Here is a 15,709-nt window from a genome sequence, read left to right on the forward strand (position 1 = left end):
CCGCGGCGGGTCGCGCGCTCGTCGGGGTGCGGTCCCGGGCCGCGTCGCCGCTAGCGTCGCCGCCATGGGGAACAGGAGCGCTCGAGCGCTCAGGACGGTGCGTCGCAGGATGTACCGCGAGCTGGACCGCGGTGGTGCGGCCCTGGTGCTGGGCGTGCTCGCCTCGGTGCCCGTCACGCGCGCCGTCGAGGTCGACCTCCCCTCGCCCACCGTCGAGCGCCTCGTCTTCCCCATGGTGGCCCTCGGCGGCTACCAGGCGGTGTACGTCCTGCTCACCGTCCTCGTCTACCGCGGGCTGGCCGGGCCGGTGCTGCTCGACGCGGCCCGCTCGCTCCCCGGGCGCAGCTCCGCGCGGGGTTCGCTGGCCGGCACCCAGCCGGGTGCGGGCGTCGCCGTGGCGGCGGGCCTCGTCGGGCTCGTCGCCGCGGGAGCGCTCCTGCCCCAGGCGGTCCGCTCCGAGGACCTCGCCTCGTCGGTGTTCACCCTCGTCCTGGGGCTCGTGCTCGTCGTCAGCGCCTGGGCGGCGATGACGACGACGTACGCCGTCGACTACGCGCGCCGGCACCTGCACGCCGACGGTGGCGGCGGTCTCAGCTTCCCGGACGAGCCGGCGCCGGGAGGGGCGCGCGGCGCGCGGGGACCCGACGTCCCGGGCGGCGGCCGCGCGTTCTCGGACTACGTGTACCTGGCCGTCGCGGTGTCGACGTCGTTCGGCTCGACCGACGTCGTCGTCACCTCGCCCGCCGTGCGGCGCACGGTCTCCGGGCACGCCGTGGTCGCCTTCGCCTTCAACACGATCATCATCACGCTGGCCGTCGGAGCGGTCGCGACGCTCGCCGGCTGAGGGCCTCGCCCGGGTCGCAGCCCTGGCGCGAAGGACCGCTGAGCGCTGGTGCAGCGCTCCTCCGGGGGAACCCGACCGCCCCGTGCCCGGACGGGCGCCGGGGCAGGCGGTGGGTCACCCCGCGCGGGTGGGAGTCCCGGCGGTGATGCTTGCACTCGGAGCAAGCTTGCACTGAGTGCATACTGATCGGGTGAGCGATCCCCCCGACCGTCGTGCCGCGGCGAAGGCCCGTCACCGCGCGGCCATCCTGGCCGCGGCCAAGGACCTGCTGGAGGAGCGCGGACCCGCCGGGCTGTCCGCCGACGACCTCGCCGCGCGCGCCGACGTGGCGCGGCGCACGCTGTTCAACCACTTCTCCTCCCTGGAGGAGGTCGTGGTGGCCTGCCTGGAGGCCGAGCTCAACGCGGCGATCACCTCCGTCGAGGTCGCCGCGCGCGCCACCGTCCCCCTCGGGGACCCCCTGGACGACCTCGAGGCCTCCCTGCGGGGCGCCGACCTCCTGGGGGTGGTCGTGCGCCTGGCGCGCATGACCACGGGGCCGGACGGCGCGGACCACCAGGAGCGGCTCCAGCAGCGGGCGATGCGGCACGTGGCCGACCCGATGGCCCGCCAGCTGCGGGAGCGCCACCCGCAGCTGGGCGACCTCGACGCCGTGCTGCTGACCACCACCGTCCTCAACGGCGTGTCCGTGCTCGCCGCGGCCTGGCTCCAGGAGACCGGCGGCGGGCTCGGGGACGCCGGGCGCCGGCGCTGGGACGAGCTCCTCGACCACCTCTTCACCAGTCTGCGGCGCGGTTTCGCGGCCCCGCAGCGCACCGCCCGCACGACCTCCCCCTCGACGGAAGGCGCCTGAGATGGCCCGATTCCTCCACCGGCTCGGACGGGCCGCCGCCCACCGGCCGCGCACCGTGATCGGCGTGTGGCTGCTGCTGCTCGCCCTCGGCGTCACCGGTCTCCTCACCCTCGGCGGGACGCTGTCCTCGCAGGTGAGCCTGCCCGGCACCGCCACCGCCCGGGTCGCCGACCAGCTGGCCGAGGAGTTCCCCGACGCCAGCGGCGGCAGCGGCACCGTGGTCTTCCACGCCGAGGACGGCGCCCCGCTGACCGGCGAGCAGCGCGCCGCCATCAGCGACCTGCTGGCCCAGGTGGCCGAGCAGGACGGCGTCAGCGGCACCGTCGACCCGTTCGCGACGGAGGCGCAGCGCCAGCAGCAGGCCGACCAGCTCGCCGGCGCCCAGCAGCAGATCGACGCCGCGCGCGCCCAGCTCGACGCCGCACCGGTCCCGCTGGTCGCCGAGCGCGCGCAGCTCGAGGCGCAGGCGGAGCAGGTCGACCTCGGCACGCGGTTGCTGGAGGCCGCCGAGGGCGTGCGCCAGGTCTCGGCCGACGGCAGCACCGCCCTCGGCGTCGTCCAGTTCACCGAGCCGGTCCAGGAGGTGGCGGCCGAGGTCAAGGAGGCCGTGACCGCCGAGCTCGAGGACGCCGCGATTCCCGGCGTGCAGGTGGAGCTGTCCAACGAGCTCGTGCAGACGACGCCGGAGATCTTCGGCCCCGGTGAGGCGCTCGGCCTGCTGGTCGCCGCGATCGCGCTGGTCGTCGTCCTGCGCACCCTGCTGGGCGCCGTCGTGCCCCTGGTCTCGGCCGTCGTCGGCGTCGGTGTCGGCGTCACCGCGGCGCTGTCGCTGTCCGGGGTCGTCGACATGCTCTCGATCACCCCGGTGCTGGGCGTCATGCTCGGCCTGGCCGTGGGCATCGACTACTCGCTCTTCATCATCAACCGGCACCGGGCGCAGCTGCGCGGCGGGACGGGCCTGGTCGACTCGATCGCCCTGGCCACCGGCACCTCGGGCAACGCCGTCGTCTTCGCCGGCCTCACCGTGGTCATCGCCCTCGCCGCGCTCAACGTCACGGGCATCGGCTTCCTCGGCCTCATGGGCACCGTCGGCGCCCTCTGCGTGCTGGTCGCCGTCGCGATGGCGGTGACGTTCACCCCGGCCGTGCTGTCCGTGCTGGGGCTGCGGGTGCTGAACCGGCGCGAGCGCGAGCACCGCGACGGCCCGCCCAAGCACCGGGCCTCCCCGAGCACGGCAGCGAGGCGCGGCGCCGGGTTCCTCGCGGGGCCGGCGAGCACCGCGCGGGCGGCGCTGACCCTGGTGGTGGGCGTGGTCGTGCTCGGCGTCGTCGCCGCCCCGGCGCTGTCGATGCGGCTCGGCCTGCCCGACGGTTCCGCCGAGGCGCGCGAGTCCACGCAGTACCAGGCGTTCGACCTGACTGCCCGGTACTTCGGGGAGGGCGCCAACGGGCCGCTGCTGGTGGTCGCCGACCTGGCCGAGCCGGTGGGTGAGGCCGACCAGCTCGCGGAGCAGGTCAGCGTCGTCGAGTCCGTCGCCGCCCAGCCCGACGTCGCCGCCGTCGCGCCCATCGGCTTCTCCGCCGACGGGCGCCTGCTGGCCCTCCAGGTGGTGCCCGAGGAGGGGCCGACCAGCGTCTCCACCGAGCAGCTGGTCCGCGACCTGCGCGACCTGACCCCGCTGGAGACCACCACGGGCGAGGCGACGGTCGGGGTCGCCGGCAGCGCCAGCGGCAACATCGACGTCTCCGAGCAGCTGGCCGACGCCCTGCCGGGTTACCTCGCCCTCGTCGTCGGCCTGTCCCTGCTGATCCTCGTGGTGGTGTTCCGGTCCCTGCTGGTGCCGCTGACGGCGACCCTCGGGTTCGTCCTGTCGCTGTTCGCCACCTTCGGCGCCATCACCGCGGTGTTCCAGTGGGGTTGGCTCAGCAGCGTCTTCGGCGTCAGCACGCCCGGCCCCGTGCTGAGCTTCCTGCCCACCATCGTCGTCGGGATCCTGTTCGGCCTGGCGATGGACTACCAGCTGTTCCTCGTCTCGGGGATGCGCGAGGCGTACGCGCACGGGCAGCCGGCGCGCGAGGCCGTCACCACCGGGCTGCGGGCCGGCCGCCGGGTCGTCGTCGCCGCCGCGATCATCATGGTGTCGGTGTTCAGCGGGTTCATCGGCTCGGACTCGGTGATCATCCGTTCCGTGGGCTTCGGGCTGGCGTTCGGCGTCCTCGCCGACGCCTTCGTGGTCCGGCTGCTGCTGATCCCCGCGGTGATGCACCTGCTGGGCCGCTCGGCGTGGTGGCTGCCGCGCTGGCTGGACCGGCTGCTGCCGGACGTGGACGTGGAGGGGGCTTCGCTGGAGCGCGCCCTCGCCCGCGCGGGCACGGCGGGCGAGCCGTCCTCGTCGGGGCGTGGCGACGAGGAGGCCGTCACCGGCGGCCGGTGACCCGGCGCTCCCGTGATCGGGAGTCGCCGTCGGCGGTGGTCGCACCGACTGGGTCACGAGCGTGAGGTGCGACCCGCTCACGCCGGGGGTCTCCTGCCGCGCGCGGAGAGGTCGGCGGCCGACCGGCCCGTCCACGTCGCCGACGCGTGGACGGGCCGGTCCTGGACCGGTCAGGTGGCGTCGCTCGGCAGCTGGTCGACCAGGGCGGCCAGCTGCTCGGGTGCCTCCAGGTGGGCCAGGTGCCCCTGTCCGGGCAGTTCGTGGACCTGGGCGGCGGGGACCAGACGTGCGACGTCCGCGAAGGAGGTCTCGTACGGCGCACGCCCGCGGTCGAGCCCGCCGACGACCAGGTCCACCCGGGCCGCCCGCGTCGCCAGCTGCGCCGGCTGCGGCGCCTCGTCGATGGCCAGGGTCTCGGCGTAGGCGGCAGCTCCCACGCGTCGCAACTGCTGCCAGGTGGCCCGATCGGCGCGCAGACGCGCGACGACGTCCGGGCTGGTGCCGGCGACCTGCTCGAGGGCGACGGTGACGGCGGCGTCCAGATCGCCGGCCTCGTGGGCGCGGCGCAGGTCCGGCAGGGCCGTGGCGCCGAAGGGCGCGGTGACCGGTTCGTAGGCGATGAGGTGGGCGACGTCCAGCGTGCTCGCCAGGTGCAGGGCGATCAGGCCGCCGTAGCTCCACCCGAACACCGCGCGCACGTCGCTGAAGGTGCGCAGGACCGCTGCGAGGTCCGCGACCTCGGTGGTCAGGCCGTACTCGTCGGTGAGCGGGCCCGAGGGTGCCCGGCCTCGCCGGTTGACGACGGCGACGGTCGGCCACCGCGTCAGGTGGCGCGCCACCGAGGCCCAGGCGGCGGCGTCGGCCATGGCGCCGGGGACCACGACGACGGCGGGCCCGTCGTCGTGACCGTGCACGTCGATGCTCAGCCAGCTGCCGTCGACGCCGACTCTTTTCTGGATCGGTTGCTCCACAACCCTGATTCTGGGGCGTGCGCTCTAGAATCGTCAACATGACCGCCGCGAAGGGCACGACGACACCGCAGGGGCCCGCCGGGCGACCGGCCGGCCGGCCTCGGGCCTTCGACCGCGACGACGCCGTGCGCCGGGCCGCGTGCCTGTTCTGGAAGCACGGCTTCTCCGGCACCTCCACCCGGGCGTTGAGCCAGGCCCTGGGGATCTCCGGCTCCAGCCTGTACGCCGCCTTCGGCAGCAAGGGCGAGCTGTTCGACGAAGCGGTGCGCACCTACGCGCTGCGCTACAGCGCGGTCTACGAGCGGGCCGTGGCCGAGCCGTCCATCGCCGGCGTGCTCGAGCGGGTGCTCGTGGAGTCCGTGGAGGAGTTCACCCGCGTCCAGGACGGCCACCCGGGGTGCCTGACCAGCAGCGCGGTGATGGCCGACACCTCCACCACGCTGGACGTGCGCACCTACGTCGCCGACCTGCGGCGGGTCGACGAGGCGAGGTTGCGGGCGCGCATCGAGCGGGCCGTGGCCGAAGGCGAGCTCTCGACCACGGCCGATCCGACCGTGCTGGCGGCTCTCGTGCAGACGCTGTGGCAGGGGCTCTCGGCCCGCGCCGAGCTCGGGGCAGGCCGTGATGAGCTGATCGCGGTGGCGGAGCTCGCGCTGACGTCCATCGCTCCTGGCGGTCGCGGGCCTGCCCGCCCCTAGGGGGCACCACGTCTCCGACCGCGGACTCGAGGAGTGCCCGTGACCCGTCCACCTGTCGAGCCGGTCGGCGACGACCGCGCGAGCAGGAGTTCTCCTGCGTCCGGGAAGGCACCGGGTCCCGACGCCCTGCGGCACGTGCGCTGGCTGGGCGGGGGCAGCGGCGCGGGGAAGTCGACCACGGCCCGACGCCTGGCCGCGCGGTACGGCCTGCGCCGGTACGGCACCGACGAGTCGATGGCCGACCACGTCCGGCGCTGCCCGCCGCAGCGCTGTCCGGCCCTGCACGCGTTCGCGGCGATGGACCGCGACGAGCGCTGGGTCCACCGCGGTCCCGAGGTGATGCTCGAGACGTTCGGGTGGTTCCGCGGCGAGGCGTTCGACCTCCTGGTGGACGACCTGCTCGCGCTGCCGGCGGACCGGCCCGTGCTGGTGGAGGGTCTCCGCGTGCTGCCGGACCTCGTCGCGCCGCTGCTCAGCGGTGCGCGGCAGGCGGTGTGGCTGCTGCCGACCCCGCGGTTCCGGCGGGCGGCGTTCACCTCCCGCGGTGGTCTGTGGGACATCGCCGGGCGGACGTCCGACCCGCCGCGCGCGCTGGCGAACCTGCTGGAGCGCGACCGCCTGTTCACCGACCGGTTGCGCGGGGACGTCGCGCGCCTCGAGCTGGGGTCCGTGGAGGTCGACGTGGGCCTGGGCGAGGACGAGCTGGAGGAGCGGGTCGCCGCGGCGCTCGGGCTGCCGGACGCCGCGACGGGGTGAACCCGGCCCGTCAGGCGAGGACCTGCGAACCGACCACGGACAGCAGCTGCAGCTTCTCGTGGCTCTCGCTGCCGGGGACGGCCGTGTAGACGAGCAGGCGGTGCGACTGCTCGGGGTCCAGCAGCGTCTGGCAGTGCAGTTCCAGCGCCCCGACCTCGGGGTGCACGAAGTGCTTCAGCTCGCCGGGGCGCAACCCGACCTCGTGGGTCTCCCACAGTCGCCGCAGCTCCTCGCTGCGCGTCAGCGCCAGTTCCGCCAGCCGCGCCGCGCGCGAACCCGGTCCGCGCAGCGCGACCACCTGGCGCAGGTGCGAGGCGTACAGCCGCGACAGGTACGCGTGGTCCTCGGGCCGGTACCGCGCCCGGCTGGCCGGGTCGGCGAACCACCGGTAACCCAGGCTGCGCTCCGGGCCGGTGTACCGGGTGGCGTCCCCGGTCAGCGCCACCCCCAGCGGGGTCTGCCGCAGCGTCTCGCCCAGCTCGGTGACCACCTCGGCGGGCGTGTCGGTCAGCCGGTCGAGGATGCGCAGCAGGCCGGGGCTGACGTGCTCGCTGGCCGCGCCGCGCGCCGGCGGCTGGTGCCCGGCGAGGCGGAACAGGTGGTCGCGCTCGTCCAGCGACAGGTGCAGGCCCTGCGCGATGGACGCGATCATCTGCTCCGACGGCTGCGGCCCGCGCTCGCGCTCCAGCCGCGCGTAGTAGTCGGTCGACATGTGGCACAGCGCCGCGACCTCCTCGCGGCGCAGCCCGGCCGTCCGGCGCCGCTGCCCGCGCGGCAGACCGACGTCCTCGGGCTGCACGGCCTGCCGGCGGTGGCGCAGGAACCCCGCCAGTCCCGCTCTGTCGATCACCGGACCACTCCCTCTCGATGGGTCCCGTCGTTCCTACCTCGCTGCCGTGCCCGGGAGCCACGGCCCGCCGATCCCCCCTTGCGGGCGCGCGTGGCGCGACGAGGGGACCGCTCAGGCACGGACCGGCAGGTCCTGGTTGCGGCCGGTGGACCGGGGTGAGGCTGGCGGCACGTCCCCACCGAGGAGGAACCGTGACCCACCCCGCACCCCCCGTGGACCACCGGCCCGGGCGCACCGGCCACAGCGCGACGGCCCGCCGGCTGCTCGGGATGCCGGAGCCCGAGGCGGCGTCCACCACCCGCACCGCCGGGCGCACCGCCCTCGACCGCGTCGGCGGGCCCGTCGGCCTGGCGGTGGCCGCGTCCCCGACGGTCGCGTTCGTGGCCGTCGACGCCACCGCCGGGCTCGTCCCGGCGTTGGCCGCCCTCGGCGTCACCGCGGTGGCCGCCGGCGCGGTGCGCGTGGCCCGCCGGGAACCCACCGGTGCCGCCGTCGCCGGTCTCGTCGTCGCCGCGGTCTGCGCGGGGTCGGCGGCGCTGGCGGGGGAGGCGCGCGCCTTCTTCCTGCCGACGATGCTGCTGCCGGTCGTGTTCGTCATCGCGTACGCGGTCACGTTCGCGCTGCGCCGGCCGCTGATGGGGCTGATGGTCAACCCGCTGGCCAGCGGCCCGCGGGACTGGCAGGGCCGTCCCGCCCTGCGCCGCGTCTACACCGTCAGCTCCGCGGTCGGGCTGACCCTGGCCACGGCGAACCTCGCCGTCCGGGTCGTGTTCTACGTCGCCGACCAGCCCACCACCCTGGGCGCGCTGCAGGTCGGTGTCCCCGTCCTGTTCGCCGTCCACTTCGCGGTCACGCTCGTGGCCGCGCGCCGGGCGGCGAACCCGTCGCCCGTCCTCGCCACCCGCTGAGAACCCACCACCGGAGGATCGTCATGTCCCGCACGCCCCACCTGGAACTGCCCGACCTGTCCGGCCGCCGCGCCCTCGTCACCGGCGCCAGCGACGGCATCGGCGCCGGCATCGCGCGCCGCCTCGCCGCCGCCGGCGCCGAGGTCCTGGTGCCGGTGCGCAACCGCGCCAAGGGCGAGGTGGCCGCCGCGCGGATCCGCTCCGCGCACCCCGGCGCCCGCGTCTCGGTGCACGACCTGGACCTGTCGTCGCTGCGGTCGGTGGCCGCGCTGGGCGCCGAGCTGCGCGCCGAGGGCGAGCCGCTGCACCTGCTCATCGGCAACGCCGGCGTCATGCGCCCGCCGGAGCGCCAGACCACCCTCGACGGTTTCGAGCTGCAGTTCGGCACCAACCACCTCGGGCACGTCGCGCTCGTGGCGCACCTGCTGCCCCTGCTCATCGCCGGCCGCGCCCGCGTCACCTCGCAGATCAGCGTCGCCGCCCGCGCCGGGCAGGTGAACTGGCGCGACCTGAACTGGGAGTCCTCCTACGACGGCATGCGCGCCTACAGCCAGTCGAAGATCGCCTACGGGCTCTTCGGGCTGGAGCTCGACCGGCGCAGCAGGGCCGCCGGCTGGGGCATCACGAGCAACCTGTCCCACCCCGGGGTCGCACCGACGAACCTGCTGTCCGCCCGCCCGGAGATGGGCCGCGACCGCGACACCCCGCAGATCGCCGTCATCCGCCGGCTCTCCCGCGCGGGGGTCGTGGTGGGGACGGTGGACAGCGCTCAACTGCCGGCGCTGTACGCGGCCACGCACCCGGGGGCCCGCGGCGGCGCGCTGTACGGGCCGGAGGGGTTCGGGAACCTCGGCGGCGGCCCGGCGGAGCACCGGCTGTTCCGGCCGCTGCGCGACGCCGAGGAGGCCGAGCGGGTGTGGCGGGTCTCGCAGGAGCTGGCGGGGTTCTCCTTCGCCGAGGCGGCGGCGGTGTGAGGACCGCACGCCCGGACGGGGCGGGACCGCTGCGGAGGAACCGCGGCGGTCCCGTCCCGCGTCACCGGACCGGCAGCTCCCGCGTCAGCTCCCACAGGCCGTACCGCACGACGTAGGAGTACTCGTCGTGCCGCCAGGCCGGCACGAACCGGTACGAGGACGGCGACAACCCCGCCGCCGTGACCGCCGCCAGCTGCGCGGTCACGTCGTAGCAGTGCATGTCGACCCCCGGCAGCCCGTCCTCGGAGAACGGGCGGCGGGAGCTCCCGGGACCGGTGCGGTCCTCGACGACCCCCACCAGCAGCCGCGCACCGGGCGCGCTCGCCGCGGCGAGGTGCCCCAGCGTCGCACCCAGGTCGCGGCAGAACTCCAGGCAGCCCACGGCGACGACCACGTCGAAGCGCCCCCAGTCCCGGGGCAGCGGGTCGTGGAAGTCGTGCCGCTCGTAGCGTCCGGCGGGACGCCCGGCGCGCGCCGCGTCGAGCATCCGCGGTGAGACGTCGACGCCGGTGACCTCCACGTCCGGGGCGAGGTCCCGCGTCAGCTGCCCCGGCCCGCAACCCACGTCCAGCACCCGGCACTCCGGCGTCACGGCGCGCAGCAGGAAGTCCGCGACGAGGGGGCCGTAGTGCTCCAGGGAACGCCACCCCGGCACGTAGTGCGGGGCGAAGTCGTCGTAGTAGCGCGCGACGTCCGCCGCCTCCCGCGGGTTCAACCGGTCGGCTCCAGCAGCAGGACGGGGATCTGCCGGGGCGCGGCCTTGACCTCGTACTCGGCGAAACCCGGGGAGGCGGCCTTCTGCCGCTCCCACACGGCGCTGCGCTCCTCGTCGTGCAGCTCGCGCACCCGCACCGCGACGGTGTCCGTGCCGACCTCGACGGTCGTCTCGGGGTTCGCGAGGAGGTTGTGGTACCAGTCGGGGTTGGTCGGCGCGCCGGCCTTGGAGGCGAAGACGGCGTAGGCGCCGTCGACCGGCTGGTAGACCATCGGGCTGACCCGCTCCGCGCCGCTCCTGCGGCCGCGGTGGTGCACGAGGACCATCGGCGCTCCCTCGAACGGCCCCCCGACCCGGCCCTCGTTCTGGCGGAACTCCTCGATGATCCTGGTGTTCCAGTCGTTCACCCTGGCCGTGTCCCGCACGAGGTCCTCCGAGCGCTCGCTCACCGCTGCCTCCCGTCCGCGGCCCGGGCGCTCCGGGCGGCGGGAGCCAGCCTGCCCCGAGGCACGGCCCCGGTCCAGACGGTGCCCGGGGACACCGTCAGCGGCCGATCGCGTCCAGCTCGGCGAGGTCCTCGCTGGACAGCTCCGTGCCTGCGCCGGCGATGTTCTCGTGTAGGTGCGCGACCGACGACGTGCCCGGGATGAGCAGGACGTTGGGCGAGCGCTGCAGCAGCCAGGCCAGGGCCACCGCGGCGGGCCGCACCCGGTGCCGGTCCGCCACGCGGGACAGGGCCGCGGACTGCAGCGGCGTGAACCCCCCGAGGGGGAAGAACGGCACGTACGCGATCCCGTCGCGGGCCAGGTCGTCGACGAGGTCGTCGTCGTGGCGCACGGCGAGGTTGTACAGGTTCTGCACGGCGACGACCGGGGCGGTGCCGCGGGCCTCGGCGACCTGCTCGGCGGTGACGTTGCTGACGCCCAGGTGCCGCACGAGGCCGTCGCGCTGCAGCTCCGCCAGGACCCCGAACGCCTCCGCGATCGAGCCCGGCTGCGGCCCGGTGGCGTCGCCCGCGCGCAGGTGCACGAGGTCCAGGGCGTCCACCCCGAGGACGTCGAGGTTCTCGCGCACCTGCCGGCGCAGGTCCTCCGGGCGCCGGGCCGTGGGCCAGCCCCCCTGCGCGTCGCGGTCGGCGCCGACCTTCGTGGCGATGACGAGGTCCTGCGGGTACGGGTGCAGGGCCTCGCGCAGCAGCGCGTTGACGACGTGCGGGCCGTAGGCGCCGCTGGTGTCGACGTGGGTGGTGCCGGCGTCCACGGCGGCGCGCAGGACCGCCAGCGCGCCGTCGCGGTCGGCCGGCGGGCCCATCACGCCGGGTCCGGCCAGCTGCATGGCGCCGTAGCCGAAGCGGGTGACCTCCCGGTCGCCCAGGAGCCAGGTTCCGCCGGGCAGCGCGGTGGTGGTGTTCACGGTGGGGACCTCCCTGGTGGGTTCTCGCGTCTTTGGCGCCCGGGGGCGCCGTGGGAGACACTGGCACCGCTGCTCTCCGACGGGAAGCAGGCACCTGGAAGTGCGTAGGGCACCGGGACGTGGGGAGCGGGACGTGGCGACGACGACGGCGGCCCAGCGCAGGGCGCGGGCGAAGACGGACCACGACGCGTTCCTGGCGGTGTGCCCGAGCCGGCAGTTGCTGGACCGCGTCGCGGACAAGTGGGTCACCCTCGTGCTGTGCGCGCTGGCCGGCGACGCGGCGGCGCAGGAGGGTTCCGGCCCCCGGCCGCTGCGGTACTCGCAGCTGGCGCGGCTGCTGGCCGGGGTCAGCCAGAAGATGCTCACGCAGACGCTGCGGAACCTCGAGCGCGACGGCCTGGTGACCCGCACCGTCGAGGCGACCGTACCCGCCACCGTGACCTACGAGCTCACCGCTCTCGGGCTGTCCCTGCACGCGGTGGTCCGCCACCTGCGGGAGTGGGCGCAGGAGAACATGGACGCCGTCGCCGCCCACCGCGAGGCCCACGACGCGGCGACCGCCTGAGGACGCCGGTCCGCCCCGTCACCGCGGTCCGGCCGTCACGGCAGGTCGTCCAGGAACCCCGCCGCCGCGGCCACGACCGCCCGCAGGGCCCGCGCGGTCGCCGCGGCGTCGCCGGGGACCTCGACCGAGTGGTCGGCGCCCTCCACCTCCAGCACGCGCCGGCCCGAACGCCGGGCGGCGTCGCCGTCCCAGTGCGGGTCGGCCGAACCACCGACCAGCAGCGCGGGCGCGGCGGACCGGGCGGCCCCGCGCACCCCGGGTTCGCGGAGCAGGGGGGTGAGCCAGACGCCGGGGAGGCCGCGCTCGACGGCTGCCGGCAGGAGCCGCGTGCTCAGCGACTTCGCGACCACGAGGTGCGTCCGCGCGCGCACCCCGTCGAGCAGGTCCGGGGCCAGACCGAGGAGTTCCTGCGGGGTCGGCGGCGTGGTCCAGCGCACCGTCCGGACCGTCCAGCCGCGCTGGCGCAGCAGCAGGCGCAGGTGGTGCAGCAGCGGCCCGTCGCACGTGTACCCGCGTCCGGGCAGCACGGTGGCGGTGCGCTCACCGCCCTCGTGGACGTCGACCACGACGTGTGCCACCGCTCCTCCTCCGCAGGGACGCGAACCCTACGCGGAGCGGCTCCCGCCGGCTCAGTCGTGGGAGCGTGCGGGGGTGGTGCCCGACGAACCCCTCGACCTGGCCGCCGTGCGGCACGCCTACGACACCGTCGCCCGCGACTACGCCACCCACCTGCCGGACGTGCGGGCCGAGGCGCCGCTGGAGCTGGCGGTGCTCGACGCCTTCGCCGCGGCGGTGACGGCGGGGTCCACGGCCGGTGCCGCGCCCGTCCTGGACGCCGGCTGCGGCACCGGCCGCATCACGCGCTACCTGGCCGAGCGGGGGTGCGCCGTGGAGGGCGTGGACCTGTCGCCGGGCATGGTCGCCGAGGCGCGCCGCCACCACCCGGGTCACCGCTTCACCGTGGGGACGCTGACGGACCTGCCGCACCCGCCGGGCGGCTTCGCGGGCGTGGTCCTCTGGTACTCGGTCATCCACACCCGGCCCGAGGAGCACCCGCGCGTCTTCGCGGAGGTCGCGCGGGTGCTGCGCCCCGGCGGGTACGTCGTCGTCGCGTTCCAGGCCGGTGAGGGGGTCCGCGACGTCTCGGCGGCCTACCGCCGGTTCGGGCACGACGTCCACCTGGAGCGGTACCTCGTGACGGCGGACGAGGTCGCCGCCGGTTTGCGGGACGCCGGTCTGCGGGAGGAGTGCCGGCTGGTGCGGCGGCCGCGCGGTGCCGAGCAGGACGACCAGGCGGTCGTGCTGGCCCGGGCGGTGTGAGCGCCGCGACGGGAGCGGAACCGTCCTCGACGCGCAGCCGGACGACGGTTCCGCTCCCGTCCAGGGCTCAGGCCGTGCGGGTGGTGACGATCCCCCCGTCCACCGCGATCTCCGCGCCGTGGACGTACGCGGACTCCTCCGACAGCAGCCACGCCACCGCGGCGGCGACCTCCTCGGGCCGGCCCGGGCGGCCGCCGGCCGTCCCGGCGGTCATCGCCTCGACGACGTCGGCGGCGGCGTCGTTGACCGGCGTGCGGGTCGCACCGGGGGAGACGGTGTTCACCCGCACCCCGCGCGGGCCGAACTCCGCCGCCCAGCTGCGGCCGAGCTGAACCTCCGCGGCCTTGGTCGCCGCGTACAGCCCGGCGAACGGGTGCCCGACGTGCGCCATCCAGGAGCCGACGACGACGACCGCGCCGCGTCCCCGCTCGGCCATCGCGGGCACCAGCGCGGCGGTCAGGACGTGCGGGGCGCGCACGTTCACCGCGAGCGCCGTCTCCAGGTCCGCGTCGCTGAGGTCCGGGGTGCCGACGGCGGGGCACACGGCGGCGTTGTGCACGAGGGCGTCCAGGCGCCCGCCGGCGGCCTCGACGGCGGCGCGGGCGAACTCCCGCAGCTCCTCCGGCGACGCGGACAGGTCGGAGGGCGCGAAGGCGGCGCGCCCGCCGGCGGCCTCGACCTCCTCGACGACGCCCTTGCCGCGCAGCGCGTCGCGTCCGGTGACGACGACGTGCCAGCCGGCGGCGGCGAGGACGCGGGCGGTGGCGGCGCCGATCCCGCTGGTGGAACCGGTGACGAGGACGGTGGGCCGCCCGGTGGTGGTGCCGGTGGTCTCGGTGGTGGTCATGGCGACCAGTGCAGCCCCCGCCGCCCGCGCCCACCAGGACGCGCCCAGCCGGGGCGCGGCGTGACCTGGTTCCGTCCCGCGGCCCGCTCCTACGCTGGTCCGGTGCCCGTCGACCGTTCCGCCCTGGGGGCGTTCCTGCGCTCGCGGCGCGACCGCCTGACCCCCGCGCAGGCCGGCATCGCGCCCTTCCCCGGACCGCGCCGGGTGCCCGGGCTGCGCAAGGAGGAGCTGGCCGTGCTGGCCGGGCTGAGCCCGGACCACTACAGCCGCCTGGAGCAGGGCCGCCAGCACACCGTCACCGAGGAGGTCGTCGAAGCGCTCAGCCGCGCGCTGCAGCTCGACGACGTCGAGCGCGCCCACCTGCGCGACCTGGCCGCCCCCTCCTCGCGCCGGCGCTGGGCCGGTCCCGAGGCCCCTCAGCGCCCCGACCCGGGGATGCTGCGGCTGCTGGACACCCTCGGCCACGTCCCGGCGCTGCTGCTGGGGCGGCGCTCGGAGGTCCTGGCGCGCAACACGCTGCTGGCCGAGGTGCTGGGGTTCCCCGCGGAACCGGGCTCCAACCTCGCGCGCTGGCTGTTCCTGGACCCCGCTGCGCGGTCGCGGCTGGCGAACTGGGCCGAGTTCGCCCCCGCCGCCGTCGGGGCGCTGCGCTACGAGGTGGGCCGCCACCCCGACGACCGCCGCCTGGCCGCCCTCGTGGACGAGCTGCGCCGCGCCGACCCCGACCTCGCCCGCTGGTGGGACGACCAGCGCGTCGCCTTCCGCACCTCGCTGACCAAGCACGTCGCGCACCCCGTGGCGGGCCCGCTGACCTTCGGCATCGAGACCGTGATCAGCCCGCTCGACCCCGAGCAGCACCTGGTCGTCTACACCGTCGAACCCGACTCGCCCACGGCGCGGGTGCTGCCGCTGCTGGCCGGGTGGGCCGCCACGCCGGAGCGCGCGGGCTGAGGGTCCGCCGGCGAGGGGGGCGGCGCCCGCGGACCCTTGTCACCCCGCGCCGCGGTCGCCATCCTGGCCGTCGACCGCACCAGCGAGGGCCGCACCGACGCGGGAGGCACCGCATGTCGCACGAGCGCACCCCCCACCGTGAGACCGGCCACCTGCCCGGGGCGACGGCTCCCGGCGCGCCGTGCGGGGTCACCGCGGCCGGCGACGTCGCGACCGTCGGCAGCAGCGCCGTGGTCGGCAGCGCCGCCACCGCTGCGAGCGCGGCGGCGGTGGGCAGCGCGGCCACCGCGGCGTCGGCCGCCGTCGTCGGCAGCGCGGCCACCGCCGCCAGCGCGGGCGTCGGGATGAGCGCCGCGGTCGCCGCGAGCGCCGCGGTCGTCGGCAGCGCGGGTGTGGCGCTCAGCCTCGGTGTCGTCGGCAGCGCCGGTGTCGTCGCCGGGATCGCCAACGTCGGCTGCGTCGCGTGCGTGGCGTGCGTCGGGTGCACCGACTGCGTGGGGTGCGTCGGGTGCATCGGCTGCTCGGGCCTGCGCGGGGCCGTGGGCGCCGTCGGCGTGCGGCGCTAGGCCTTGTCTGGTGGATCACAGCGGTGGTGATGTCCACTGCTGGT

The 15,709-nt window shown here is 76.1% G+C and carries 18 protein-coding genes; 11 read left to right on the forward strand and 7 right to left on the reverse strand.

Going from position 1 to position 15,709, the window contains the following annotated elements:
* The first annotated feature begins 97 nt into the window (after positions 1–97).
* The 3 genes from ACRYMY_RS02540 (at position 98) to ACRYMY_RS02550 (ending at position 4,131) form a co-directional block, all read left to right on the forward strand.
* Positions 98–844 (forward strand): DUF1345 domain-containing protein, encoded by a 747-nt coding sequence (locus tag ACRYMY_RS02540; RefSeq protein WP_432545695.1) that lies wholly within the window; start codon positions 98–100, stop codon positions 842–844.
* Positions 845–1,034: 190 nt separating this feature from the next.
* Positions 1,035–1,697, forward strand: coding sequence for a TetR/AcrR family transcriptional regulator (locus ACRYMY_RS02545; protein WP_432545696.1), 663 nt, complete (start codon positions 1,035–1,037; stop codon positions 1,695–1,697).
* Between the two features lies 1 nt (position 1,698).
* Positions 1,699–4,131, forward strand: coding sequence for an MMPL family transporter (locus tag ACRYMY_RS02550; protein WP_432545697.1), 2,433 nt, complete (start codon positions 1,699–1,701; stop codon positions 4,129–4,131).
* A gap of 170 nt (positions 4,132–4,301) precedes the next feature.
* Here ACRYMY_RS02550 and ACRYMY_RS02555 read toward each other — a convergent pair whose 3' ends face one another.
* Positions 4,302–5,102 carry an alpha/beta fold hydrolase gene (locus tag ACRYMY_RS02555; protein ID WP_432545698.1) on the reverse strand — a complete coding sequence of 267 codons (801 nt, stop codon included), beginning with the start codon at positions 5,100–5,102 and terminating at the stop codon, positions 4,302–4,304.
* 38 nt (positions 5,103–5,140) lie between these two features.
* On the opposite strand from ACRYMY_RS02555, the gene ACRYMY_RS02560 reads away from it, so the two are divergent.
* Positions 5,141–5,800, forward strand: coding sequence for a TetR/AcrR family transcriptional regulator (locus ACRYMY_RS02560; protein ID WP_432545699.1), 660 nt, complete (start codon positions 5,141–5,143; stop codon positions 5,798–5,800).
* Between the two features lie 39 nt (positions 5,801–5,839).
* Positions 5,840–6,556, forward strand: coding sequence for a hypothetical protein (locus ACRYMY_RS02565; protein WP_432545700.1), 717 nt, complete (start codon positions 5,840–5,842; stop codon positions 6,554–6,556).
* Between the two features lie 10 nt (positions 6,557–6,566).
* Here the strand turns inward: ACRYMY_RS02565 and ACRYMY_RS02570 are convergent, their stop codons facing one another.
* Positions 6,567–7,406, reverse strand: a complete 840-nt coding sequence (locus tag ACRYMY_RS02570; RefSeq protein ID WP_432545701.1) for a helix-turn-helix transcriptional regulator — start codon at positions 7,404–7,406, stop codon at positions 6,567–6,569.
* A 191-nt stretch (positions 7,407–7,597) separates the two neighbouring features.
* Here ACRYMY_RS02570 and ACRYMY_RS02575 point away from each other — a divergent pair, with 191 nt between their 5' ends.
* Both ACRYMY_RS02575 and ACRYMY_RS02580 read left to right on the forward strand, forming a co-directional pair.
* Entirely contained in the window at positions 7,598–8,314 is a 717-nt protein-coding gene (locus ACRYMY_RS02575) for a DUF3159 domain-containing protein (protein WP_432545702.1), read from the forward strand.
* Between the two features lie 23 nt (positions 8,315–8,337).
* Positions 8,338–9,288, forward strand: a complete 951-nt coding sequence (locus tag ACRYMY_RS02580) for an SDR family oxidoreductase (protein WP_432545703.1) — start codon at positions 8,338–8,340, stop codon at positions 9,286–9,288.
* Positions 9,289–9,349: 61 nt separating this feature from the next.
* Here the strand turns inward: ACRYMY_RS02580 and ACRYMY_RS02585 are convergent, their stop codons facing one another.
* The 3 genes from ACRYMY_RS02585 to ACRYMY_RS02595 all read right to left on the reverse strand — a co-directional run bounded on the left by ACRYMY_RS02585 (position 9,350) and on the right by ACRYMY_RS02595 (position 11,416).
* Positions 9,350–10,003, reverse strand: a complete 654-nt coding sequence (locus ACRYMY_RS02585) for a class I SAM-dependent methyltransferase (RefSeq protein WP_432545704.1) — start codon at positions 10,001–10,003, stop codon at positions 9,350–9,352.
* Complete coding sequence (locus ACRYMY_RS02590) at positions 10,000–10,410, reverse strand: nitroreductase/quinone reductase family protein (protein WP_432545774.1); 411 nt, start codon at positions 10,408–10,410, stop codon at positions 10,000–10,002. Before ACRYMY_RS02590 ends, ACRYMY_RS02585 begins: the two co-directional genes overlap by 4 nt.
* 136 nt (positions 10,411–10,546) lie before the next feature.
* On the reverse strand, positions 10,547–11,416 hold the full coding sequence (locus ACRYMY_RS02595) for an oxidoreductase (protein ID WP_432545705.1): 870 nt from the start codon (positions 11,414–11,416) through the stop codon (positions 10,547–10,549).
* Between the two features lie 133 nt (positions 11,417–11,549).
* Between ACRYMY_RS02595 and ACRYMY_RS02600 the strand changes: the two genes are divergently transcribed.
* Positions 11,550–11,981 (forward strand): winged helix-turn-helix transcriptional regulator, encoded by a 432-nt coding sequence (locus ACRYMY_RS02600; RefSeq protein WP_432545706.1) that lies wholly within the window; start codon positions 11,550–11,552, stop codon positions 11,979–11,981.
* Positions 11,982–12,016: 35 nt separating this feature from the next.
* On the opposite strand, the gene ACRYMY_RS02605 is transcribed toward ACRYMY_RS02600, so the two are convergent.
* Positions 12,017–12,559 carry an alpha/beta hydrolase gene (locus ACRYMY_RS02605; RefSeq protein WP_432545707.1) on the reverse strand — a complete coding sequence of 181 codons (543 nt, stop codon included), beginning with the start codon at positions 12,557–12,559 and terminating at the stop codon, positions 12,017–12,019.
* Between the two features lie 76 nt (positions 12,560–12,635).
* On the opposite strand from ACRYMY_RS02605, the gene ACRYMY_RS02610 reads away from it, so the two are divergent.
* Positions 12,636–13,301, forward strand: a complete 666-nt coding sequence (locus ACRYMY_RS02610) for a class I SAM-dependent DNA methyltransferase (protein WP_432545708.1) — start codon at positions 12,636–12,638, stop codon at positions 13,299–13,301.
* A gap of 67 nt (positions 13,302–13,368) precedes the next feature.
* Here ACRYMY_RS02610 and ACRYMY_RS02615 read toward each other — a convergent pair whose 3' ends face one another.
* A complete protein-coding gene (locus ACRYMY_RS02615) occupies positions 13,369–14,148 on the reverse strand; it encodes an SDR family NAD(P)-dependent oxidoreductase (RefSeq protein ID WP_432545709.1) in 780 nt (259 codons plus the stop codon).
* 102 nt (positions 14,149–14,250) lie between these two features.
* Here ACRYMY_RS02615 and ACRYMY_RS02620 point away from each other — a divergent pair, with 102 nt between their 5' ends.
* A complete protein-coding gene (locus ACRYMY_RS02620) occupies positions 14,251–15,099 on the forward strand; it encodes a helix-turn-helix transcriptional regulator (RefSeq protein ID WP_432545710.1) in 849 nt (282 codons plus the stop codon).
* 113 nt (positions 15,100–15,212) lie between these two features.
* Positions 15,213–15,665, forward strand: coding sequence for a hypothetical protein (locus tag ACRYMY_RS02625; RefSeq protein ID WP_432545711.1), 453 nt, complete (start codon positions 15,213–15,215; stop codon positions 15,663–15,665).
* Positions 15,666–15,709 lie beyond the last annotated feature (44 nt).

The sequence above is a fragment of the Kineococcus haloalkalitolerans genome, from assembly GCF_050871905.1.
Classification (GTDB): Bacteria; Actinomycetota; Actinomycetes; order Actinomycetales; family Kineococcaceae; genus Kineococcus.